The organism is Streptomyces sp. NPDC046379 (assembly GCF_055587785.1).
The window spans coordinates 637,479-660,256 of record NZ_JBVJFP010000001.1 but is presented as its reverse complement, the minus strand read 5'-3'; the positions used below and the strand labels follow the sequence as shown (position 1 = coordinate 660,256).

Annotated in this window: 20 protein-coding genes; 11 read left to right on the top strand and 9 right to left on the bottom strand. The window is 71.7% G+C overall.

Annotation, left to right across the window (positions count from 1 at the left end):
* Window positions 1–34: 34 nt before the first annotated feature.
* Window positions 35–1,867: a glycoside hydrolase family 3 protein gene (locus tag ACZ6KF_RS02935; protein WP_469237032.1), complete on the bottom strand. Its 1,833-nt coding sequence runs from the start codon at window positions 1,865–1,867 to the stop codon at window positions 35–37.
* A gap of 214 nt (window positions 1,868–2,081) precedes the next feature.
* Here ACZ6KF_RS02935 and aroA point away from each other — a divergent pair, with 214 nt between their 5' ends.
* Together aroA and ACZ6KF_RS02925 are read left to right on the top strand one after the other, a co-directional pair.
* A complete protein-coding gene (gene aroA, locus ACZ6KF_RS02930; protein ID WP_356627349.1) occupies window positions 2,082–3,320 on the top strand; it encodes a 3-phosphoshikimate 1-carboxyvinyltransferase in 1,239 nt (412 codons plus the stop codon).
* A complete protein-coding gene (locus ACZ6KF_RS02925) occupies window positions 3,317–3,979 on the top strand; it encodes a GNAT family N-acetyltransferase (protein WP_469177853.1) in 663 nt (220 codons plus the stop codon). The genes aroA and ACZ6KF_RS02925 overlap by 4 nt, the downstream gene beginning before the upstream one ends.
* Here ACZ6KF_RS02925 and ACZ6KF_RS02920 read toward each other — a convergent pair.
* From ACZ6KF_RS02920 to ACZ6KF_RS02910, 3 genes are all read right to left on the bottom strand, one after another.
* Window positions 3,963–4,766, bottom strand: coding sequence for a sugar phosphate isomerase/epimerase family protein (locus ACZ6KF_RS02920; protein WP_469237029.1), 804 nt, complete (start codon window positions 4,764–4,766; stop codon window positions 3,963–3,965). The genes ACZ6KF_RS02925 and ACZ6KF_RS02920 overlap by 17 nt on opposite strands.
* Before the next feature lie 33 nt (window positions 4,767–4,799).
* Window positions 4,800–5,399: a dihydrofolate reductase family protein gene (locus tag ACZ6KF_RS02915; RefSeq protein WP_356627352.1), complete on the bottom strand. Its 600-nt coding sequence runs from the start codon at window positions 5,397–5,399 to the stop codon at window positions 4,800–4,802.
* A 251-nt stretch (window positions 5,400–5,650) separates the two neighbouring features.
* The gene (locus tag ACZ6KF_RS02910; RefSeq protein WP_356627353.1) at window positions 5,651–6,712 is read right to left on the bottom strand and encodes a LacI family DNA-binding transcriptional regulator; all 1,062 of its coding nucleotides are present in this window, start codon (window positions 6,710–6,712) and stop codon (window positions 5,651–5,653) included.
* A 414-nt stretch (window positions 6,713–7,126) separates the two neighbouring features.
* On the opposite strand from ACZ6KF_RS02910, the gene ACZ6KF_RS02905 reads away from it, so the two are divergent.
* Genes ACZ6KF_RS02905 through ACZ6KF_RS02895 form a run of 3 tightly spaced genes read left to right on the top strand, consistent with a single transcriptional unit; the run spans window position 7,127 to window position 10,259 of the window.
* On the top strand, window positions 7,127–8,278 hold the full coding sequence (locus ACZ6KF_RS02905; protein ID WP_356627354.1) for a Gfo/Idh/MocA family protein: 1,152 nt from the start codon (window positions 7,127–7,129) through the stop codon (window positions 8,276–8,278).
* Window positions 8,275–9,426: a dihydrodipicolinate synthase family protein gene (locus ACZ6KF_RS02900; RefSeq protein WP_469237027.1), complete on the top strand. Its 1,152-nt coding sequence runs from the start codon at window positions 8,275–8,277 to the stop codon at window positions 9,424–9,426. The genes ACZ6KF_RS02905 and ACZ6KF_RS02900 overlap by 4 nt, the downstream gene beginning before the upstream one ends.
* Window positions 9,423–10,259, top strand: coding sequence for a sugar phosphate isomerase/epimerase family protein (locus ACZ6KF_RS02895; protein WP_469237023.1), 837 nt, complete (start codon window positions 9,423–9,425; stop codon window positions 10,257–10,259). The genes ACZ6KF_RS02900 and ACZ6KF_RS02895 overlap by 4 nt, the downstream gene beginning before the upstream one ends.
* Before the next feature lie 82 nt (window positions 10,260–10,341).
* On the opposite strand, the gene ACZ6KF_RS02890 is transcribed toward ACZ6KF_RS02895, so the two are convergent.
* Both ACZ6KF_RS02890 and ACZ6KF_RS02885 read right to left on the bottom strand, forming a co-directional pair.
* A complete protein-coding gene (locus tag ACZ6KF_RS02890; RefSeq protein ID WP_469237020.1) occupies window positions 10,342–12,321 on the bottom strand; it encodes a pentapeptide repeat-containing protein in 1,980 nt (659 codons plus the stop codon).
* Window positions 12,322–12,344: 23 nt separating this feature from the next.
* Window positions 12,345–12,788: an ATP-binding protein gene (locus ACZ6KF_RS02885; RefSeq protein WP_469237017.1), complete on the bottom strand. Its 444-nt coding sequence runs from the start codon at window positions 12,786–12,788 to the stop codon at window positions 12,345–12,347.
* A 226-nt stretch (window positions 12,789–13,014) separates the two neighbouring features.
* Between ACZ6KF_RS02885 and ACZ6KF_RS02880 the strand changes: the two genes are divergently transcribed.
* The 5 genes from ACZ6KF_RS02880 (at window position 13,015) to ACZ6KF_RS02860 (ending at window position 18,138) form a co-directional block, all read left to right on the top strand.
* Window positions 13,015–13,866 (top strand): helix-turn-helix domain-containing protein, encoded by an 852-nt coding sequence (locus ACZ6KF_RS02880; protein ID WP_469237015.1) that lies wholly within the window; start codon window positions 13,015–13,017, stop codon window positions 13,864–13,866.
* An 8-nt stretch (window positions 13,867–13,874) separates the two neighbouring features.
* Complete coding sequence (locus tag ACZ6KF_RS02875; RefSeq protein ID WP_469158471.1) at window positions 13,875–14,069, top strand: DUF397 domain-containing protein; 195 nt, start codon at window positions 13,875–13,877, stop codon at window positions 14,067–14,069.
* Window positions 14,069–14,266, top strand: a complete 198-nt coding sequence (locus tag ACZ6KF_RS02870; RefSeq protein WP_469237013.1) for a DUF397 domain-containing protein — start codon at window positions 14,069–14,071, stop codon at window positions 14,264–14,266. Before ACZ6KF_RS02875 ends, ACZ6KF_RS02870 begins: the two co-directional genes overlap by 1 nt.
* A gap of 90 nt (window positions 14,267–14,356) precedes the next feature.
* On the top strand, window positions 14,357–16,639 hold the full coding sequence (recD2, locus tag ACZ6KF_RS02865; protein WP_356631455.1) for an SF1B family DNA helicase RecD2: 2,283 nt from the start codon (window positions 14,357–14,359) through the stop codon (window positions 16,637–16,639).
* A 209-nt stretch (window positions 16,640–16,848) separates the two neighbouring features.
* Complete coding sequence (locus ACZ6KF_RS02860; protein ID WP_356631457.1) at window positions 16,849–18,138, top strand: citrate synthase; 1,290 nt, start codon at window positions 16,849–16,851, stop codon at window positions 18,136–18,138.
* A gap of 583 nt (window positions 18,139–18,721) precedes the next feature.
* On the opposite strand, the gene ACZ6KF_RS02855 is transcribed toward ACZ6KF_RS02860, so the two are convergent.
* The 3 genes from ACZ6KF_RS02855 to ACZ6KF_RS02845 all read right to left on the bottom strand — a co-directional run bounded on the left by ACZ6KF_RS02855 (window position 18,722) and on the right by ACZ6KF_RS02845 (window position 20,312).
* Complete coding sequence (locus ACZ6KF_RS02855; RefSeq protein ID WP_356631459.1) at window positions 18,722–18,961, bottom strand: heavy-metal-associated domain-containing protein; 240 nt, start codon at window positions 18,959–18,961, stop codon at window positions 18,722–18,724.
* A 214-nt stretch (window positions 18,962–19,175) separates the two neighbouring features.
* Window positions 19,176–19,433 (bottom strand): hypothetical protein, encoded by a 258-nt coding sequence (locus ACZ6KF_RS02850; protein ID WP_356631461.1) that lies wholly within the window; start codon window positions 19,431–19,433, stop codon window positions 19,176–19,178.
* Between the two features lie 84 nt (window positions 19,434–19,517).
* Complete coding sequence (locus ACZ6KF_RS02845) at window positions 19,518–20,312, bottom strand: TetR/AcrR family transcriptional regulator (protein WP_469177869.1); 795 nt, start codon at window positions 20,310–20,312, stop codon at window positions 19,518–19,520.
* A gap of 164 nt (window positions 20,313–20,476) precedes the next feature.
* Between ACZ6KF_RS02845 and ACZ6KF_RS02840 the strand changes: the two genes are divergently transcribed.
* Window positions 20,477–22,771, top strand: a complete 2,295-nt coding sequence (locus ACZ6KF_RS02840; RefSeq protein ID WP_469237010.1) for an MMPL family transporter — start codon at window positions 20,477–20,479, stop codon at window positions 22,769–22,771.
* The last annotated feature ends 7 nt before the right edge of the window (window positions 22,772–22,778 follow it).

The following is a 22,778-nucleotide window of genomic DNA, read 5'->3' as shown; positions in this document are numbered from 1 at the left end:
GCCGTCCGCCCGCTCCGTACGTCCGTCCGTCCGCTCAGTACGTCAGCCCGTGCCCCAGCGGATACAGCACAGCCGACGGGTCGTCCGCCCGCTGCACCGGCACCGGAAGCCGCCCGTCCGGGGACACCCTCCCGGCGATCGCCCGCGCCGCCGCCCGCAGTTCGACGTCCGTCCAGGAGTACGTGGCCAGGTACGCGCGCACACGCGGCAGGTGGGCCACGTCGTACGGGTTGCGGATCGCCACCGCGACCACCGGACGCCCGGTCGCCAGCAGCCGTTCCACCAGCGTCTTCTGCGTGCTGCCCGCCGTGACGTTGTACGTCGCGACCACCACGGCGTCCGCCTGCCCGGCCGCCGTCACCGCCCGCTCGACGACCGCCGAGGACGGGGCCGTGCCCGTCGACAGAGCCGTCGCCGTGAAACCCAGCTCCGTCAGCGCGGCGGCCAGCACCCGCGTGGGCGGGCCCGTGGTGCCGGACGGCGAGGCCGGGTCGGCGCCGACCACCAGCAGCCGGGGATGCTCGCCGCGGGACAGCGGGAGCAGCCCGCCCTCGTTGACCAGGAGCGTCGTGGTGCGGTCGGCGATCCGGTCGGCCGTCGCCAGATGCGCGCGCCGGCCCACCACCCGGCCGACCTCGGCCTCGTCGGCGTAGGGCTGCTCGAACAGGCCCAGCTTCGCCTTCAGCCGCAGCACCCGCAGGATCGATTCGTCGAGCCGGGCCTCCGTCAGCTCGCCGTCGCGCACGGCCCGCAGGACGGCGTTCCAGGCGAGGTCCAGCTTGGGCGGGTTGAGCAATTGGTCCACGCCCGCCTTCAGCGCCAGCACCGGCACCCGGTCGTCGCCGTACTTCGTCCGCACGCCCGCCATGTCGAGGGCGTCGGTCACCACCACCCCGTCGTAGCCGAGCCGTTCGCGCAGGAGGCCGGTGACGATGGGGCGGGACAGGGTCGCCGGGTCGCCGGAGTCGTCCAGCGCGGGGACCAGGATGTGCGCGGTCATGATCGAGTCGATGCCGGCCTCGATCGCGGCGCGGAACGGCGGCGCGTCCAGCGCCTCCCACTGCTCCCGCGTGTGGGTGATGGTGGGGAAGCCGTAGTGGCTGTCGACCTCCGTGTCGCCGTGTCCCGGGAAGTGCTTGGCGGTCGCCGCGACCCCGCTGCCCTGGTACCCGGCGACCTCGGCCGTGACCAGCCGGGCCACCGCGTCCGGGTCCGCGCCGAAGGAGCGCACGCCGATCACCGGGTTGGCCGGGTTGACGTTCACGTCGGCGACGGGAGAGTAGTCCTGCCGTACGCCCATCGCGCGCAGCTCCCGGCCCGCGACCCGGCCCAGGGTGCGGGCGGCGCCGTAGGAACCGCTCGCGCCGATCGCCATGGCTCCCGGGAACAGGGTGGCCGGCTTGCCCACGCGGGCGACGATGCCGTGCTCCTGGTCGGTGGAGACCAGCAGCGGCAGGCCCCGCTCCGGTGCGAGGGAGGCCCGCTGGAGGCCGTTGGACAGGCCGGCGATCTGGCGCGGGTCACGGGTGTTGTGCGCCCACACGAAGTAGATGACGCCGCCCAGCCGGTACTTGGCGACGACCTCGGCGGCCGTCCGCACGCCGAAGTCGGCGAGGTTGGCGTCCACGTCGGCCTGTTCGGGGGCGGTGGCGGAGTGGCCGTAGACGCGGGAGACGAAGAGCTGGCCGACCTTCTCCTCCAGCGTCATCCGGGAGATCAGGGCGCGCAGGGCGTCGTCGTCCGGCCCCGCCGCCCGGGCGGATCCGCCCACGGCGAGGGCGGCCGTGACCCCGGCCGTGGCGGCGAGGACGGTGCGCCGGGAGGCTGTGGCGGGTCGAGCGGTGTTTCCCGTGCTGGTGTGGTGCACGTGCGCTCCTTCCGGAGGAGGTCCGCTGAAGGATCTGAAGGAAACTTCCGAGGAGTCACCAATATCCGGGAAGTTTCTGCCGGTCAAGGGAGTGCACAGTACCCGGCGGCCCGGCCCGTCGCCCCCGTGGACACGGCCCCCGCGCGGGCCGCGGTCCCGGTCCATCCCGTGGACGCCCTGGCGCACGGGGCCGCCGCCGCCCGATCATGAGTCCATGCCTGTAGCCGAGATCCCCGGTTCCAAGTCCATCACCGCCCGCGCGCTGTTCCTCGCGGCGGCGGCCGACGGAGTCACCACCCTGCGGCGGCCGCTGCGCTCGGACGACACCGAGGGCTTCGCCGAGGGGCTGACCCGCCTCGGCTACCGGATAGGCCGGGCGCCGGACGCCTGGCAGGTCGACGGCCGCCCGCAGGGACCCGCCGTCCCGGAGGCCGACGTCTACTGCCGCGACGGCGCCACCACCGCCCGCTTCCTGCCCGCCCTCGCCGCCACCGGCCGCGGCACCTACCGCTTCGACGCCTCGCCCCAGATGCGCCGCCGCCCCCTGCTGCCGCTCACCCGCGCCCTGCGCGACCTCGGCGTGAACCTGGTCCACGAGGAGGCCGAGGGCCACCACCCGCTGACCGTCCACGCGTCCGGCGTCGAGGGCGGCGAGGTCACCCTCGACGCGGGCCAGAGCTCCCAGTACCTCACCGCGCTCCTCCTGCTCGGCCCGCTCACCCGCACCGGCCTGCGCATCAGGGTCACCGACCTGGTCTCCGTCCCGTACGTCGAGATCACCATCGCGATGATGCGGGAGTTCGGCGTCGAGGTGCGCCGGGAAGGAGACGTCTTCGTCGTCCCGCCCGGCGGCTACCGCGCCACCGCCTACGCCATCGAGCCGGACGCCTCCACCGCCAGCTACTTCTTCGCCGCCGCGGCCCTCACCGGCGGCGAGGTCACCGTCCCGGGCCTCGGCGAGGGCGCCCTCCAGGGCGACCTCGGCTTCGTCGACGTCCTGCGCCGGATGGGCGCCGACGTGGAGACCACCGCCGACCGCACGACCGTCCGGGGCACCGGCACGCTCGGCGGCGTGACCGTCAACATGCGGGACATCTCCGACACCATGCCGACCCTCGCCGCCATCGCCCCCTTCGCCTCGGGACCCGTGCGCATCGAGGACGTCGCCAACACCCGCGTCAAGGAGTGCGACCGCCTGGAGGCATGCGCGGAGAACCTCCGCCGCCTCGGCGTGACCGTGGAGACCGGCCCCGACTGGATCGAGGTCCGGCCCGGAGCGCCCGGACGCGGCACCGAGATCAAGACCTACGGCGACCACCGCATCGTCATGTCCTTCGCGGTCGCCGGCCTGCGCGCGCCGGGCATGACCTACGACGACCCCGGCTGCGTGCGCAAGACCTTCCCCGACTTCCACGAGGCGTTCGCGGCGTTCCGGAAGGAGCTGGGGGCGTGACCTTCGACCTGCGCACGCCGGTCCTTGAGGGCACGCTGGTGCGCCTGGAGCCGCTGGAGCACCGCCACGCGGCCGGCCTCGCCGAGGCGGCGCAGGAGAACCGGGACACCTACGGCTACACCCTGGTCCCCGGCCCCGACGACGTCGGCGACTACATCGACGGCCACCTCGCCCGCGCCGCCGCCGGCCGCCAGGCGCCCTTCGCCCAGGTGTCCCTGGCGACCGGCCGCGTGGTCGGCTCGACGTCCTTCTGGGACCCGCGCTGCTACCACTCCGCCGACCGCCTGGACGCCGTCGAGATCGGCTACACCTGGCTGGCCCGCTCGGCCCAGGGCACGGGCGTCAACGCCGAGGCCAAACTCCTGCTCTTCCTGCACGCCTTCGAGGAGTGGGGCGTCGCCCGCGTCGACCTGAAGACCGACGCCCGCAACGCCCGCTCCCGCGCGGCCATCGAGAGCGTCGGCGCCCGTTTCGAGGGCGTGCTGCGCAACTGGTCCCGCTCCTGGGCGCCGGGCGAGGAGGGCCTGTCCCGCGACTCGGCGATCTTCTCGATCACGGCGCAGGAGTGGCCGCAGCGGCGGCGGGCGCTGGAGGAACGCGTGGCGTCGTACGCGGCAGGGTCTCGGACCGAGGGGCCCGGCGTCACGCCGACTCGTTGAGCAGCCGCCCCAGGTGCTCCCGGCCGGCGGCCAGCAGGCCGGGGAGCGGGGCGGCGGCCTCGTACCACCGCTTCTCGTACTCCCAGCACAGCCAGCCGTCCCAGCCGTGCCGGGAGAGCACCTCGACGCACTCGGCGATCGGCAGGACGCCCGCGCCGAGCGGGAGCGGGGTCGTGTCGTCGGGGGAGGCGATGTCCTTCACCTGGACGTAGCCGAGGTGCGGGGAGAGGGCGGCGAAGGTCTCCGACGGCTGCTCCCCGCCGAGCCAGGTGTGCATCACGTCCCACAGGGCCCCGGCGTTGCGGTGCCCGACCGGTCCGAGGACGCGGATGACGTCGGCGCCGGTGCGGTGCGAGTCGTGGGTCTCCAGCAGGACGCGCACCCCGGCGTCGGCGGCGTACTCGGCGGCGGTGCCCAGACGCCGGGCGGCGACGGCGTCGGCCTCCTCGGGCGGCTGGCCGTTGACGTCGGCGCCGGGGAAGACGCGGATGTACGGGGCGCCCAGGTCGCGGGCCAGGTCGAGCAGGGCGCGGATCTCGTCGAGCACGGGCCCGTCGTCCCCGGGCGCGGCCACGCGGGCGTACCCGGCCAGGCCGAGCACCTCGACGCCGGCCGCCTTGAACGCGGCGGCGGCCTCCTCGCGCGCGTCCGTGTCGAGGCCGGGGTGCACCGGTTCGTCGGGGTGGGCGCGCAGCTCGACACCGTGATAGCCGTGCGCGGCCGCCAGTCGCAGGACGTCCGGGAGGGGCATGCCGGGGACACCGAGGGTGGAGAACGCCAGTTTCATGCCCTCAGCTTGGTACACACCCGCCCCACGGGGCTACCGCGCCTCGGCCCGCCGGTAGACGCAGACCTGGGCGCCCGCGGGCCCAGCGGCTGCCGAGACCGGCTCGAACACCGTCTTGCGCCCGCCCTCCGGGAAGATCGACTTGCCGCCGCCGAGGATCACCGGCGACACGATCAGCCGCAGCTCGTCGACCAGGTCCTCGGCGAGGAGCAGCCGGGCGAGGGTGGGGCTGCCCATGACGAGCAGGCTGCCCTCCCCGTCGGCCACGCGCAGCTTGCGCACCTCGGCGACGGCGTCGGCGGCCGGGATCAGCGTGCTGTTCTCCCAGGTCAGGTCGGTTTCGGCGAGGGTGCCGCTGACGACGTACTTCCGGATGGAGTTCATCCGGTCGGCGAACGGGTCCCCCGCCCGCTCCGGCCAGGCCCCGGCCATCGTCTGCCAGGTCCGCCGCCCGAACAGCAGCGCGCCGGCCTCGTCGAGGGCCGCGTCGAAGGCGCCGCCGACGACCTCCGGGTCGAAGAAGTCGTGCGACCAGCCACCGTGGGCGAACCCGCCGTCGGTGTCCTCCTCGGGCCCGCCGGGGGCCTGGACGACGCCGTCGAGGCTGATGAACTCGCTGATGACGATGCGCATGGGGTGGCTCCTCGTGCTTCCGAACGTGTGCGACGGGCCCGAACGTGTGCGGTGTCCGGACGCCTGCGATGTGTCCTGCGTCCGCGGTGCCCGGACACCGGCGGTGTCCGAACGTCCGTCCGGGACGTATCCGAATGGCTTACGGCGATGAAGACCGCGGCGCCGCGCGAAAATCATCGCTCGGCCGGAACACGAGTGCGACGGCGCCGGGGGCGACCCCGTCGCTCACCCGCACTCACTCCGGCCGTCCCTCACCCCACCGCCCCCGTCGTCCGCGGCGCCCCGGAGGATCCCCGCACCATCAACTCCCCCCGCGCGGTGGCGATCCCCCCGGGCGGCGGCTCCTCCCGCCCCATCGCGATCCGCCCCGCCCGCGCCCCCGCCTCCGCCAGCGGCAGCCGCACCGTCGTCAGCGCCGGCACCGCGTCGATGCTGAACGGCAGATCGTCGAACCCGGCGACCGACACGTCCTGCGGGATCCGCAGCCCCGAATCCCGCAGCGCCGCGCACGCCCCCAGCGCGACGGAGTCGTTCGCGGCGACCACGGCCGTGAGCGTCGGGTCCCTGCGCAGGAGTTCGAGCGTGGCCTCGTAACCGGAGCGCCGGTCGTAGCGCCCGTGCACCGTCCAGCGCGGGTCCTCCTCGATGCCGGCCTCGGCGAGCGCCGCCCGGTGGCCCTCCAGCCGGTGCCGGGTGGTCGTCCGCTCCTCGGGACCCGCGATGTAGCCGAGCCGCCGGTGGCCCAGGCCGATCAGGTGCTCGGTGAGCTGTTTGCCGCCGCCCCGGTTGTCGAAGGTGAGGGCGATCGCCGCGGTGTCCGGTGCGGGCGGGCGACCGCAGAGCACGACGCGGGTGCCGGCGTTCGCGAGCTTCACGAGCTTCGCCGACACCGCCGCCGCGTGCGCCGAGTCCTCCACCGCGCCGCCGGTCAGCACGACCGCCGCGGCCCGCTGCCGCTGCAGCAGCGTGAGGTAGGTCAGCTCCCGCTCCGGGGAGCCGCCGGTGTTGCAGACGACCGGGAGCCGTTCGCCGCCGGCCCGCCCGCCGGGGCCGCCGATCTCGGACTGGATGGCGCTGGCCATGATCCCGAAGAACGGGTCGGCGATGTCGTTCACCAGGATGCCGACCAGGTCGGAGGTCGCGGCGGCGAGCGCGCTCGCGGGGCCGTTGAGGACGTAGTCCAGCTCGTCCACGGCCTTCAGCACCCGTTCCCGGGTGGAGGCGGCCACGGGATAGTTCCCGTTCAGCACCCGCGACACCGTCGCGGGGGAGACCTGTGCGCGGGCCGCCACGTCCGCCAGGGTCACCGTCATCTCGTCGTCCTCCGGTCGCGCATCTGGTCCCCACCTGTCCTCGTCCACCACCAGGACGTCACGTCCTGCCGCAGCGCGTCCCGCCCGTGCGGCAGTACGTCCGTCCCGCCGCGGTACGCCACGCGTACGCCACCTCACTCCATCTCACGTCAGGTCGCGTCACGTCTCGTCCTGCGTCCTTGACGTCGTACACGTCACGCACCGGGCCGCGGTTGCGAACAGACCTTATGGCCCCCGCCCCGCGGCCGTTGGCGCGCCCGATCGACCCGAACAACTCGAAACGGTCACACCCTTGTCCGGACCCCTGGTCAGAGGCTAGCTTCTCATCAGATAGAAAGCGCTTGCTGTACGGCTTACCCGTCACTCGGGCAACACAGAAATCAGGGCGCCCGCGCGCCCGCGAAGGGAACAAACGTGACACGCAAGACGGTGCGTATCGCCATGAACGGCGTGACCGGGCGCATGGGCTACCGCCAGCACCTCGTCCGCTCGATCCTGGCCATCCGCGACCAGGGCGGCCTCGACCTCGGCGACGGCACCGTGCTGTGGCCCGAGCCGATCCTCGTGGGCCGTCGCGAGCACGCGCTGAACGCGCTTGCCGAGCGCCACGGCCTCGACCACGTCTCCACGGACCTCGACGCCGTCCTCGCCGACGACACCGTGGACATCTACTTCGACGCCCAGGTCACCTCCGCGCGCGAGGAGGCCATCAGGAAGGCCATCGCGGCGGGCAAGCACATCTACACCGAGAAGCCCACCGCCACGGGGCTGGAGGGCGCCCTGGAGCTGGCCCGGCTGGCCGCCGAGAAGGGCATCAAGCACGGCGTCGTCCAGGACAAGCTGTTCCTGCCCGGCCTGCTCAAGCTGAAGCGCCTGATCGACGGCGGCTTCTTCGGCCGCATCCTCTCCGTGCGCGGCGAGTTCGGCTACTGGGTCTTCGAGGGCGACTGGCAGGAGGCCCAGCGCCCGTCCTGGAACTACCGCTCCGAGGACGGCGGCGGCATCGTCGTCGACATGTTCCCGCACTGGGAGTACGTGCTGCACGAGCTGTTCGGCCGGGTGAAGTCCGTCCAGGCCCTCACCGCCACCCACGTCCCGCAGCGCTGGGACGAGAACGGCAAGCCGTACGACGCCACCGCCGACGACGCCGCCTACGGCATCTTCGAGCTGGACGGCGGCGCGATCGCCCAGATCAACTCCTCCTGGACGGTCCGCGTCAACCGCGACGAACTGGTCGAGTTCCAGGTCGACGGCACCGAGGGCTCCGCCGTCGCCGGCCTGCGCAACTGCCGCGTCCAGCACCGCAGCCTCACCCCCAAGCCCGTCTGGAACCCGGACATCCCGGCCACCTACTCCTTCCGTGACCAGTGGCAGGAGGTCCCGGACAACGCCGAGTTCGACAACGGCTTCAAGGCGCAGTGGGAGCTGTTCCTCAAGCACGTCTACGCGGGCGCCCCCTACCACTGGGACCTGCTGGCCGGCGCCCGCGGCGTCCAGCTGGCCGAGCTGGGCCTGCAGTCCTCGGCCGAGGGCCGCCGCATCGAGGTTCCGGAGATCGCGCTGTGAGCATCCGCCTCCCCGACGCCGACGGCACGCTGCGCACCTACGAGCCGCGCACCGAGCCCCTCGCGCTCACCCCGGGCGCCCCCATCACCTCCCGTACGGTCTTCTCCGCGGCGCACGTCGTCGCCGACCCGTTCGCGGACGTCACCCCCGACTCCCCGGCCGCCGTCGACTGGGACGCCACCCTCGCCTTCCGCCGCCACCTGTGGTCGCACGGGCTGGGCGTCGCCGAGGCCATGGACACCGCCCAGCGCGGCATGGGCCTGGACTGGGCCTGCGCGGCCGAGCTGATCCGCCGCAGCGCCGCCGAGGCCAAGACGGTCGGCGGCCGCATCGCCTGCGGCGTCGGCACCGACCAGCTCGCCGCCGGCGACCTCAAGGAGGTCCGCGCGGCCTACGAGGAGCAGCTCGCCGTCGTCGAGGAGTCCGGCGCGCAGGCCATCCTCATGGCCTCCCGGGCACTCGCCGCCGCGGCCCAGGGTCCCGAGGACTACCTGGAGGTCTACGGCCACCTGCTGCGCCAGGCCTCCGAGCCGGTCGTCCTGCACTGGCTCGGCCCCATGTTCGACCCGGCGCTCCAGAGCTACTGGGGCTCGGACGACCTCGACGCCGCCACGGACGTGTTCCTGGAGGTCATCGCCGCCCACCCGGACAAGGTCGACGGCATCAAGGTCTCCCTGCTGGACGCCCAGCGCGAGATCGACCTGCGCCGCCGGCTGCCGCAGGGCGTGCGCTGCTACACCGGCGACGACTTCAACTACCCCGAGCTGATCGCGGGCGACGACCAGGGCTTCAGCCACGCCCTGCTCGGCATCTTCGACCCGCTGGGCCCGCTGGCCGCCGAGGCGGTGCGCGTCCTGGACACCGGGAACACGGAGGGCTTCCGTGCCCTGCTCGACCCCACGGTCGACCTCTCCCGCCACCTGTTCCAGGCCCCGACCCGCTTCTACAAGACCGGCGTCGTCTTCCTGGCCTGGCTGGCCGGCCACCAGTCGCACTTCACGATGGTCGGCGGCCTCCAGTCGGCCCGCTCCCTCCCGCACTTCGTCCGCGCCTACGAACTCGCCGACGGTCTCGGCCTGTTCCCGGACCCGGCGCTCGCCGAGGAGCGGATGAAGAACCTGCTCGCGCTGTACGGAGTGACGCAATGACCGGTGACCTCTCCCGCTTCTCCATCAACCAGATGACGGTGAAGCAGCTGTCCCTGCCCGAACTGGCCGAGGCATGCAAGGAGCTGGGCGTCGGCAACGTCGGCCTGTGGCGCGAGCCGGTCCAGTCCTACGGCGTCGAGGCGACCGCGAAGCTCGTGCGCGACGCGGGCCTGGCCGTCACGACCCTGTGCCGGGGCGGCTTCCTCACGGCGATCGACCCCGAGGAGCGGGCGGCGGCGCTGGCCGACAACCGCCGCGCGGTCGACGAGGCGGCAGCGCTGGGCACCGACACGCTGGTCCTGGTCTCGGGCGGCCTGCCGTCCGGCTCCAGGAACCTGCGCTCGGCCCGCGAGCGCATCGCCGACGCCCTCGCCGAACTCGGTCCCTACGCCGAGGAACACGGGGTGAGACTGGCCATCGAGCCCCTCCACCCCATGTTCGCCTCCGACCGCTGCGTGGTCTCCACCCTCGCCCAGGCCCTGGACATCGCGGAGCGCTTCCCCGCGCACCAGGTCGGCGTGACCGTGGACACGTACCACATCTGGTGGGACGACACGGCCCCGCTGCAGATCGCCCGCGCGGGCGCGGCCGGCCGCATCCACACCTTCCAGCTCGCCGACTGGACCACCCCCCTCCCGGAGGGCGTCCTCAACGGCCGCGGCCAGATCGGCGACGGCGCGATCGACATGCGCGAGTGGCAGTCGTACGTGGAGACGGCGGGCTACACGGGCCCGATCGAGGTCGAACTCTTCAACGAGGACCTGTGGGCCCGCGACGGCCGTGAGGTCCTGGCGGAGACGGCGGCGCGGTTCGTGGAGCACACGGAACGCTGAGCCGACGCCCCGCCGACGGGCCTTCGACTCCCGTCCCGCCGCACGAACGGCGGGACGGGAGCCGAGGGCCCGTGTCGCGTGGTCAGCGTTTGACGCGACTGCGGACGGCGAGCACGGCCAGGCCGAGGAGGACGGGTTCGACCAGTCGTGAGGTCATCTCGGTGTAGGTGCCGGTGGTGGTGAGGTCCTGGCCGGAGGAGCGGAAGACCACCGAGTTGACCACCACCCGCAGACCCTTCTCGAACCGTGCGGTCGTGACGCGTCCGGTGAGCGGGCCGGTGGGATTGACCGGGTCGGGCGTGTCGGTGGTGAGGACGATCTCCTGCCCGGCCCGGACCTGGCGTCCGGTGGTCCGGGGCTTCGGGTCGTCGGAGGGCAGGCCCCACATCATCATGACGGCGACGGTGAGGGCCATGAGGCCTCCCAGCCAGGCCAGTGCGCGGGCGGCCCGCAGCCCGTACCCGGACAGCGCCCAGTAGAGGGCCAGCAGCGCCCGCTCGCCCCAGGGCCGGGTGGAATCGTGGCGGCGCATCTCGCACTCGCCGTAGTAGAAGTCGGCGGCGTCCGGCTCGTTCTTCCCGTCCTCCAGGGACTTGCGCACCTGCCGGTACAGCGCCGCCACGGCGGCCGGCTTGAGCGCGGGAGCGTCCTGCGGCGGGCTGTCCCAGCCGCCGGGGGCGTAACGGGCGGTGCGCGCCCGCCAGTGGTGCTCCTCGGTCAGGGTGTTGCGCCGGCTCCACCGCCAGGGGAAGCGCCGGCTCCAGCCGGCGGGCGTAGGGGCGAACGTGCACCAGCCGTCGACCTTGAGCTGGTCGAGATGGATGGCCCCGGCGAACCGGCAGGTGCTCAGGTCGATGTCGTGCAGGGCGAGGTGGGCGGTGTCGACGCCGCCGAGCGAGGTGAGGCGTACGCCGGGCCGCAGACCGGCGAGGGCGGTCTCCGGCAACGCCTCGGCCACGCGGCCGGAGCCGGGGAAGGGCGTGGGGCGGGCGGAGACCAGCACCGGGTACTCGAGCACCGCGTCTCTCAGGTCCAGCTCGGCGTACCGCAGGTGCAGCGTGGCGGTGGACGCCCACCGGGTGCGCGCGCAGCTGACTCGGCGGGCGGCGATCTCCAAGGTCACGGGCTGCTGGAAGACGGCGGCGTCCAGTCTGACCCGCTTACCGCACACCAGCGGGCCCAGGTGGGTCGCCTGTTCGAAGCGCGCCTCTCTGAACAGGGCGAGGTGGGAGAAGCGCGCACCGGCGAATCGGGCAGCGCCGGAGAAGGATGCCTCGTCGAACCAGGCAGTGCCGGAGAAGGACGCTCCACCGAACCAGGCATCACCGGAGAAGGACGTGCTGCCGAACCAGGCGACGCGGGAGAAGGCTGCCTGCTCGAACCAGGCGTCGCCGGAGAACGAAACGCTGCTGAACTGGGCATCGCCGCGGAGGGAAGTCCCGGTGAACCAGGCGATGCCGTCGAAGGACGCTCCGCCGAATTGGGCATCGCCGCCGAAGGAAGCCTGGTCGAACCACGCGTCACCGGAGAAGGACGCTTCACCGAATTGGGCGTCATCGGCGAAGGATGCCTGGTCGAAGCGGGTGCTGCCGGAGAAGGACGCCTCGTTGAACAAGGCATCGTCGGAGAAGGCCGCCTCCTGGAAATGGGCGTCGGCGAAGGATGCCCTGTGGAGTCGTGTGGTGCCGGAAAAGGACGCCTGGTTGAACAGGGCGTCGCCGGAGAAGGCCGCCTCCTGGAAATGGGCATTGTCGAAGGATGCCTGGCTGAACCAGGCGGCGCCCGTACGGGGTTTGCCCGTGGCGGGGTCGGTCAGCGCGGCGAGTAACTCGCCCAGCAGTTCACCAGTGAACGGCGTGCCCCGATGGTCGATGTCGGCGCCCGGCGACAGCGTCGCGAGGTGGGCGCGGCGGTCGGCGTCGTCCAGGTGGGCCAGACAAGCGGTGTAACCGGTCACGCGGATGCCCCGGCAGCCCACCGGATCGGCCGGAGCGGCGTCGTGGCCGCAGTGCGGCCACGACGGTGGGGTGGCGGACGGCGGTTCGGGCGCTGCGGACGTCATGACCGAGGAACGTACCCGTGTCGTCAGGGAGTTGGGGCACGTCCGGGTACGGCTGCCTGCTCGGAGGCCAGCTCGCACCACACGTACTTGCCCCGGTTGCCGAGCCGGGTCAGGGGATGCCAGCCCCACAGATCGGAACACGCCCGCACGAGCCCGAGCCCGCGCCCGTGCTCCAGTTCGCCGAGCCGTTCAAGGTCGGCGGGCGGCTCGGGTGGTGCGGGGTCGGCGTCCCAGGCGCCGATGCGCAGGGTGCCGGGCGGTGACCAGCACACGCGGAGGGCGGCGGGGCCTTTGGTGTGCAGTACGGCGTTGGAGACCAGCTCGGCGGCGAGCAGTTCGGCGGTGTCGACCAGCCCGATCTGCCCGTGCAGGGTGAGGATCAGGCGCAACGTGCGTCGGCTGACGGTGACGGCGCGGGGGTCGTTGGGGATGGAGAGGGAGTACTCCCAGGGCTCGATTTTGGGCATGGGGAAGCTCCGTGAGATCGAGGGGGGTCAGTGGCGGCGGGCGTGCGGTGTCATTGCCGCAGCCGTCATGGCAGGACGGAGCGGTGCGCTTCCGGTTCCCGAAGAATCCGCAGAGTATGCGGTACGTCACCGACCGTAGGGCTAACTTGTCATCCGGGGCAAGTCGGTCGCGTAAACTGACTCCCAACGGGGCTGTTTCCCCGACGTGTTGCACGAGGGGCACTGAATGGTCTTGAGGCGTGAACCCACCGCACGCCAGGTGCGGCTGGGGACGGAACTGCGTCGGCTCCGCGAGGCGGCCGGGTTCACTGGCCGTGAAGCTGCAGCGCTGCTCGGGACGGGGCGAGTGCAGATCAGTCACATCGAAGCCGGGCTCACAGGTGTGAGCGAGCAGCGACTCCGTAGCCTCGCATCCCACTACGCCTGCACGGATGAAGAGTTCGTCGATGCCTTGGTCGCCATGGCCACTGACCGAACTCGGGGCTGGTGGGAGGACTATCGAGGCACCCTCTCGACGCTGTTCCTGGACTTGTCAGAGTTGGAGTACCACGCCACCTATCGATGGGACGTGGACTTCCTGCATGTCCCAGGGCTGCTTCAGACGGAGGACTATGCCCGGGCGGTGTTCTCGTGTCGCGTGCCGGAGCTGCCGGAAGAGGATGTGGAGGCGCGCGTGCGGCACCGCTTGCAACGGCGCAGCGTCATCGAAGGGCCGAAGCCCATCCCGTACAGCGTCGTCGTGCACGAGGCGGCACTGCGGATCAGGGTGGGAGGTCGCCTCGCCTCGCAGGCGCAACTCGTCCACCTGCTCCAGTGGTCGGAGGCCGAGCACATCACTGTGCGTGTCATTCCGTTCGAGCTGGACGGCTTCGCGGACGTCACCGCCGCGATGGTCTACGCCGGTGGTGCCGTGCCGAAGCTGGACACTGTGGTCCGCGACGGTCCGCATGGTGCGCTGTTCATCGACTCCGAGGCCCAACTCGCCGTCTTTCGAACGCTTTTCCGTAGAGTGGTGGCGGCGTCACTCCACCCTGTGCGGTCGCGTGACCTCATCCACAGACTGGCCAAGGAACTGTGAGGCGTCCTGTGTCCATCCCCGACAACTGGCGGAAGTCGTCGTACTCCGGCAGCGGCGACGGAAACGCCTGCGTCGAGGTCGCCACCACCCCCACCCGCGTAGCCGTCCGAGACACCAAGGACCGCCCCCGAGCCACCCTCACCTTCGGCATCCCTGCCTTCGCCCCCTTCCTGGCAGCGCTCAAGACGAAGCCGGAGATCTGATGACGTCGACCGAGGCATGGCGAAAGTCCTCGTATTCCGGCGACGGCGAGGGTGACGACTGCGTCGAGGTCACCACCACCCCCACCCGCGTAGCCGTCCGAGACACCAAGGACCGCCCCCGAGCCACCCTCACCTTCCGCGCCCCCGCCTTCGCGCCCTTCCTGGAAGCCCTCAAGCGCGAGCCCGGACTGCGCTGACCGTCCGGGGCGGTCGCCGGACCCGCGCCGCCCCGCGGAGCGGCAAGCGCACCGGCCCCGCTGTCAGCGCGGGCCGGTACCGTCGCAGTCATGGCACAACCAGCAGGCGGCGAGGGCGGCGAGCGCCGGCTCGCCGTGCTCGAAGGCGTCCTCGAGCGCATCACCTACGCCAACGAGGAGAACGGCTACACCGTCGCCCGCGTCGACACCGGGCGCGGCGCCGGCGACCTGCTCACCGTCGTCGGCGCGCTGCTCGGTGCGCAGGTCGGCGAGTCGTTGCGGATGGAGGGGCGCTGGGGGTCGCATCCGCAGTACGGCAAGCAGTTCACCGTGGAGAACTACACGACCGTCCTGCCGGCCACCGTCCAGGGCATCCGGCGCTATCTCGGCTCGGGTCTGGTGAAGGGCATCGGACCCGTGTTCGCCGACCGCATCACCCAGCACTTCGGGACCGACACCCTCCGGATCATCGAGGAGGAGCCCAAGCGGCTCATCGAGGTGCCCGGCCTCGGCCCCAAGCGCACCAAGAAGATCGCCGACGCCTGGGAGGAGCAGAAGGCGATCAAGGAGGTCATGCTCTTCCTCCAGACCGTCGAGGTGTCGACGTCGATCGCGGTGCGGATCTACAAGAAGTACGGCGACGCCTCGATCTCCGTGGTCAAGAACCAGCCCTACCGTCTCGCCGCCGATGTGTGGGGCATCGGCTTCCTCACCGCCGACAGGATCGCCCAGTCCGTCGGCATCCCGCACGACAGCCCCGAGCGGGTCAAGGCGGGCCTGCAGTACGCCCTCTCGCAGGCCACCGACCAGGGCAACTGCTACCTCCCGGAGGAGCAGCTGATCAAGGACGCGGTGAAACTCCTCCAGGTCGACACCGGCCTGGTCATCGAGTGCCTCGCCGAGCTGGCCGAGCCGCCCGAGGACGGCGGCGATCCGGGCGTCGTACGGGAGAAGGTGCCCGGGCCGGACGGCGGCGGCGAGCCGGTCACCGCGGTCTATCTGGTGCCGTTCCACCGCGCCGAGCTGTCCCTGTCCGCCCAGCTGCTGCGCCTGCTGCGCACCGACGAGGACCGGATGCCGGGCTTCCACGACGTCGCCTGGGACAAGGCGCTGGCGTGGCTGAAGGGCCGTACGGGCGCGGAGCTGGCCCCCGAGCAGGAGGCCGCCGTCAAGCTGGCGCTGACGCGGAAGGTCGCCGTCCTCACCGGCGGTCCCGGCTGCGGCAAGTCGTTCACCGTGCGGTCGATCGTCGAGCTGGCCCGCGCCAAGAAGGCGAAGGTGCTGCTGGCCGCCCCCACCGGCCGCGCCGCCAAGCGCCTCGCCGAGCTGACCGGCGCGGAGGCATCCACCGTCCACCGCCTGCTGGAGCTCAAGCCCGGGGGCGACGCCGCGTACGACAAGGACCGGCCGCTGGACGCCGACCTGGTCGTCGTGGACGAGGCGTCGATGCTGGACCTGCTCCTCGCCAACAAGCTCGTCAAGGCCGTGCCGCCGGGCGCCCACCTGCTGTTCGTCGGCGACGTCGACCAGTTGCCCAGCGTCGGCGCCGGCGAGGTGCTGCGCGACATGCTGGCCGACGGCAGCCCGGTCCCGGCGGTGCGCCTGACGCGCGTGTTCCGCCAGGCCCAGCAGTCCGGCGTGGTGAGCAACGCGCACCGGATCAACGCCGGGCAGCATCCGCTCACCGACGGGCTGAAGGACTTCTTCCTGTTCGTCGAGGACGACACGGAGGCGGCCGGCCGGCTCACCGTGGACGTGGCCGCACGGCGAATCCCGGCCAAATTCGGGCTCGACCCGCGCCGGGACGTCCAGGTGCTGGCCCCCATGCACCGCGGCCCCGCCGGCGCCGGCGTCCTCAACGGCCTCCTCCAGCAGGCCATCACCCCGGGCCGCCCCGACGTGCCGGAGAGGCGGTTCGGCGGCAGAGTCTTCCGTGTCGGCGACAAGGTCACCCAGATCCGTAACAATTACGACAAAGGGAAGAACGGCGTCTTCAACGGCACGGTCGGCGTGGTGACCTCGCTCGATCCGGTCGACCAGCGCCTGACCGTGTTGACGGACGAGGACGAGGAGGTGCCGTACGAGTTCGACGAACTGGACGAGCTGGCCCACGCCTACGCCGTGACCATCCACCGTTCCCAGGGCAGCGAGTACCCGGCGGTGGTCATCCCGGTGACCACCGGCGCGTGGATGATGCTCCAGCGGAACCTCTTGTATACGGCCGTCACACGGGCCAAGCGGCTGGTCGTCCTCGTCGGCTCGCGCAAGGCGATAGGGCAGGCGGTGCGCACGGTGTCGGCGGGCCGGCGCTGCACGGCGCTGGACCACCGGCTGGCTCCGGGACCACTCTTGCGGACCCCTCCGATGGCTTGATCGTAAAAAATGATCGATCAAATGAGTCGGAAAGGTCACACAGACCTTCCGCAAGGGCAACGGAGGGTGGAGGATGAGCGGTTGGCGGCACTGAGTGCCGCCATTAAGCCCAATGGTCGACCCCGAGTGCACTCTCCTGAGCCAAATGGGGGATGGTAGAGACAGTCAGGGCACCTCGAAGATGAGGCACTACGTCGGTGAGGGAAGACGTGAGCGACAACTCTGTAGTACTGCGGTACGACGGCAGCGAGTACACCTACCCGGTGATCGACAGCACCGTCGGGGACAAGGGCTTCGACATCGGGAAGCTCCGGGCCCAGACCGGTCTCGTGACCCTGGACAGCGGTTACGGCAACACCGCCGCGTATAAATCCGCGATCACCTACCTCGACGGCGAGCAGGGAATTCTCCGGTACCGCGGCTACCCGATCGAGCAGCTGGCCGAGCGCTCCACCTTCCTGGAGGTCGCCTACCTGCTGATCAACGGCGAGCTGCCGACCGTGGACCAGCTCACCGGCTTCAGGAACGACATCACGCAGCACACCCTGCTGCACGAGGACGTCAAGAACTTCTACCGGGGCTTCCCGCGCGACGCCCACCCGATGGCCATGCTGTCCTCGGTCGTCTCCGCGCTGTCCACCTTCTACCAGGACAGTCACAACCCGTTCGACGAGCGGCAGCGCAACCTCTCCACGATCCGGCTGCTCGCCAAGCTGCCGACGATCGCGGCGTACGCGTACAAGAAGTCGATCGGTCACCCGTTCGTCTACCCGCGCAACGACCTGGGCTACGTCGAGAACTTCCTGCGGATGACCTTCTCGGTCCCCGCACAGGAGTACGAGCTGGACCCGATCGTCGTCTCCGCGCTGGACAAGCTGCTCATCCTGCACGCGGACCACGAGCAGAACTGTTCGACCTCCACGGTCCGCCTGGTGGGCTCCTCGCAGGCGAACATGTTCGCCTCGATCTCCGCCGGCATCAACGCCCTGTGGGGCCCGCTGCACGGCGGCGCCAACCAGTCCGTGCTGGAGATGCTGGAGGGCATCCGCGACGCGGGCGGCGACGTCGACTCCTTCATCCGCAAGGTGAAGAACAAGGAGGACGGCGTCCGCCTGATGGGCTTCGGCCACCGGGTCTACAAGAACTTCGACCCGCGCGCCAAGATCATCAAGGCCGCCGCGCACGACGTCCTCTCGGCCCTCGGCAAGTCCGACGAGCTGCTGGACATCGCGCTGAAGCTGGAGGAGCACGCGCTCTCCGACGACTACTTCGTCTCGCGCAGCCTCTACCCGAACGTCGACTTCTACACCGGCCTGATCTACCGGGCCATGGGCTTCCCGACCGAGATGTTCACGGTCCTGTTCGCCCTCGGCCGCCTGCCGGGCTGGATCGCCCAGTGGCACGAGATGATCAAGGAGCCCGGTTCCCGCATCGGCCGCCCGCGCCAGATCTACACGGGCGTCGTCGAGCGCGACTTCGTGCCGGTCGAGGCGCGCTGACCGCGGGCTTTCACCCCGAACGACAGAAGGCGCCCTGGCGCCGGTCCCCCCACGGGCCGACGACCAGGGCGCCTTCCCATGTCCCGGTACGGATTCCCCCCACGGGATCCGGCCGGGCGCCTGTGAGAACCAGCGCCTGAATCGCTGTGTCATGAGCTCTGCCGGGACAGCGCACGCAGGGAGGGCCGCTCAAAGCTTCCCGGTGTACGTGTCCCGGCAACGCGACTCCAGGGAAGTCCCCCAAGACATCCCCGGATGCCAGTCGGCGCCCCCCAAGACGCCTTCTGACATCGCCAACTTAGACCCTCGAATCCCTTCGATGGTTACGTTCACACCACTGTGATCTGCGTCTCTTGCATATGTCCTGAAAGATGCCGAGAGACCCGATCAGGTGAACGAGGCCCAGCGTAAGGAAGCTGCGTGAGCCTTGTGAAGAGCTTATGTGAGGCCCGCGCGGGACTCCAAGGGGATGAGCGCCCCGATTTCGGTGAAATAGTGAAATGAGAATGGTATTCAGCGGGAACGTCCGCGGCGTTGAGTGGAAGGGCCGCGGCGCTCGGCGCGGCCCGGCGCCGGGAGTGTCTCAGGCGCGGCCGACCAGCTCGAAGCCGGCCTCGTCCACGGCGTCGCGCACGGCCTCCTCGTCCAGCGGGGCCTCGGAGACGACGGTGACCTCGCCGCTGGCGGCGACGGCCTTCACGGAGGTGACGCCGGGGATCTCGGAGATCTCACCGGAGACGGCGCCCTCGCAGTGGCCACAGCTCATGCCGCCCACCTTGTAGACGGTGGTCACGGAACCCGGGGTGTCGGTCTGGGTGGTCATGTCGTCGCTCCTCCATCGTTCCAACTTCTCCGACCCTTTCAACTGTATACCCCTAGGGGGTATTCCGGGCGCTCCTCCGCCGTGAGCGGACGGCCGTGGCGCGGAGTGCGTCGCCGGATGTCCCCCCGCCCGGCGCGCGGACTCGTTGCGCGGCTCGTCGTGGGGGCGCGTCGCGCGGGGCTCGCTCTGGCGGCCCGCTTCGCCCGTTCCCCGTCTACCGCCGTCGGCTCCGTCGACCGTACGCCCACACGGCCAGCGCGGCGGGGATCACCGGGCCGCCGAGGAGGAGTGCGGCGGGCAGGCGGGCGGGGTCGCCGACGCAGGTGACGAGGACGGTGATCGCCCACACGGTCGTCCAGCCCCACAGGCAGCGGCGCCAGAAGACGAGCTGCGGCTCGGGGCGGGGTGGCGGGGGCTTCCGTGGGGCGGGGATGCGGGCCCGGGGCGCGCCGGGCGGCGGGGAGTGGGTCACGCTGTCCCCTCCTGCTCGTCCGGTCCTGCTCGTCCGGTCGCCGTGCCGCGTGTCCGATTCGTCCGATGCCTCTGGTCCCGAACCCTATGCGGTCTCGGCGTGCGGCGCAGTCCGGGACGGTCCGGCGTCGGCCATGGGTTCGAGGTAGCGCACCAGTACGGCTTTCAGCTCCCGGATGTACTCCTCGCGCTCGGCGCCCTCGTGGGCGAGGACCAGTTCCAGACCCGCCTTGTACAGGCTCAGGCAGACGTTCGCGGTGCGGGCGACGTCGGCCTCGCTCGCCTCGGGCAGCAGGGAGGTGAGCAGCGTCGCGACGCGCTGGAGCAGGGTCGCGTGCAGGGCGTCGTGCTCGTCGGTGATCCGGCCCGGGATGTCGGGGCCGTGCATCAGGGCGAAGAAGACCGGGTGGCGGCAGTTGAACTCGATGAACCGGTCGACGGCGGCGTGCACGGCCTCCTCCAGCGGTGTGGAGGGGTCCACGGGGGCGAGCGCCTCGCCGTAGGCGTTCCGCATCTCGTGCATCAGCCGGTCGCCCAGCTCGACCGCGATCGCTTCCTTGTTCGGGAAGAACTGGTAGAGCGTGCCCGGTGAGACGCCCGCCTCGCGCGCGATGGCGTTGGTGCTGGCGGCCGTGTAGCCGGTCGTGCAGAAGACGGTGGCGGCGGCCTCCAGCAACTGGGCCACGCGCCGCTCGCCGCGCGCCTGGCGCCGGCGTGGCTTGGCGTCGGCGGTGGCCTCGCCGGTTCCGCCGGTTCCGCTGGACTCGGTGGGTCCGCCGGATTCGGCGGTTCCGCCGGTTCTGTCGGTCCCGCCGGTTCCCTTGGCTTCGCCGGTCCCGCCGGATGCGGTGGTTCCGCTCGTCTCGCTCGTCTCGGACACGAGTTATCCCCAACTCTCCGAACGCGATTGACAAACGCGAGTGGTCGCTCGCATTCTAAAGAAACGCGAGCGATGTCTCGTGTTCGCCAGTCTATTGGCAATGGTCGGTCCATGGTGCCTGCCCGCACGCCGCGGGTGGGCCAGGGTGAAGGGGACACCGCACGATGACCGAAGTCAGCAGCCCGCGCCGCACGGACGACGGGCCGCCGCGGCCCGGCGGGTGGACGCGGTTCGTGACCGCCCGGCCCCGGCTGTCCCTGTTCGCCGCCCTGGTCCTGACCGTGCTCGCGGTGCTGGCCGGCGGCGGGGTGGCCGAGCGGCTGGGCAGCGGCGGCTGGGAGGACCCCGCCGCCGAGTCGACCTACGCGACCAGGGCCCTGGAGCGCGAGTTCCCCGGCTCGCAGCCGAACCTGCTGTTGCTGGTGGACGCCGGGAGCGCCTCGGTGGACGACCCGGCGGTCGCCGCGGAGGCGGACCGGCTCGCCGATCGGCTGGCCGCCGAGAAGGGCGTCGCCGGGGTCGGCTCCTACTGGCAGTCCGGGTCGCCCTCCCTGCGCGCCGAGGACGGCCACGAGGCGCTGATAGCCGCCCGGATCACGGGGGAGGAGAAGGCCGCCCAGGAGACCCTGGAGCGCATCGCGCCCGCCCTGCGCGGGACCCACGGCCCGGTGGAGGTCCGGATCGGCGGAATGCTCGCGGTCCGGCACGAGATGCAGACGATCATCCAGGAGGACCTCACCCGGGCCGAGCTGATCGCCCTGCCGGTGACGCTGGTGCTGCTGGTGATGGTCTTCGGCAGCGCGGTCGCCGCGCTGCTGCCGCTCGGCATCGGCATCGTGGCCATCCTGGGCACCAACGCCCTGCTGCGCGGTCTGACGGAGTTCACCGACGTCTCGGTCTTCGCACTCAACCTGACCACGGCCCTCGGGCTCGGTCTGGCCATCGACTACGCGCTGTTCATCGTCCGCCGCTTCCGCGAAGAGCTGGCCACCGGGGCCGCGCCGGTGACCGCCGTGGGCGTCACCCTGCGCACGGCGGGCCGCACGGTGCTGTTCTCGGCCCTGACGGTCGCCGTCTCGCTGGCCGCGATGATGCTGTTCCCGCAGTACTTCCTGCGGTCCTTCGCCTACGCCGGCATAGCGGTGGTGCTGCTCGCCGCGGCGGCCGCCCTGATCCTGCTCCCGGCGGCGCTGGTGCTGCTCGGCCACCGGGTGAACGCCCTGGACGTGCGCCGGCTGTTCCGTCGCGGGCGGTCCCCGGAGCCGGCCGACGCGGAGAAGGGCCGGGCGGAGGCGGGCGCGGCCTGGGGCCGCACGGCCTCGCTGGTGATGCGGCGGGCCCCGTTCTTCGCCCTGGGGACGACCGCGGTGCTGCTCCTGCTCGGGCTGCCCTTCCTGGGCGTGAAGTTCGGCACCGCGGACGACCGCCAGCTCCCGTCGAGCGCCGAGTCCCATGTGGTGCAGCAGCACATCAGGGACGGCTTCCCCGGCAGCCCCGGCGGCGGCCTGGAGGTCCTGGCCGAGGGGCGGGCGACCGAGGCCGAGTACGCCGACTACAAGCAGCGGGTCGCCGCGCTTCCCGGCGTCCTGCGGGTCGAAGGGCCTCTGGTGCGGGGCGACGCGGCGTACTTCACGGTGCTGCCGGAGGGCGAGGCCGTCGACGAACCCGCCCAACGGCTGGTGGACGGACTCCGCGCGGTGGACGCCCCCTTCGACACCGCCGTCACCGGCACGGCCGCCGTCCTGGTCGACTCCAAGGACGCCCTGGCGGAGCGGCTGCCCTGGGCGCTGGCCTGCATCGCGGTCGTCACCCTGCTGCTGGTCTTCCTGCTCACCGGCAGCGTGCTGATACCGGTCCAGGCGGTGGTGCTGAACGCACTCAGCCTCACGGCGATGTTCGGCGCGGTCGTCTGGGTCTTCCAGGACGGGCACCTGTCCGGCCTGCTCGGCTTCACCACCACCGGCTCCATAGAGACCACCCTGCCCGTCCTGATGTTCTGCGTGGCCTTCGGCCTCTCCATGGACTACGGCGTCTTCCTGCTCTCCCGAATCAAGGAGGAGCACGACCGCACCGGCGACCACGACCAGGCGGTGCGGCACGGACTCCAGCGCACCGGCGGTCTGATCACGGCGGCGGCGGTCATCCTGGCGGTGGTCATGGTCGCCATCGGCACCTCCCGCGTCACCAACACCAAGATGCTCGGACTGGGCATCGCCCTGGCGGTGCTGATGGACGCCATGGTCGTCCGCAGCCTGCTGGTCCCGGCCGTGATGCGGCTGACCGGCCGCGCCACCTGGTGGGCGCCGGCACCGCTGCGCCGCCTCCACGCCCGCTTCGGACTCGGCGAGGGCGAGGAGCCGGCCGCGGCGCCGGGGGCGGGCCGCACGCGGGAGCACGGTGCCGGTGGCGGCGAACAGGAAGGGGAGTCCGCCCGGGACACGGTGGCGGCACGGGGTTAGCGTTCCG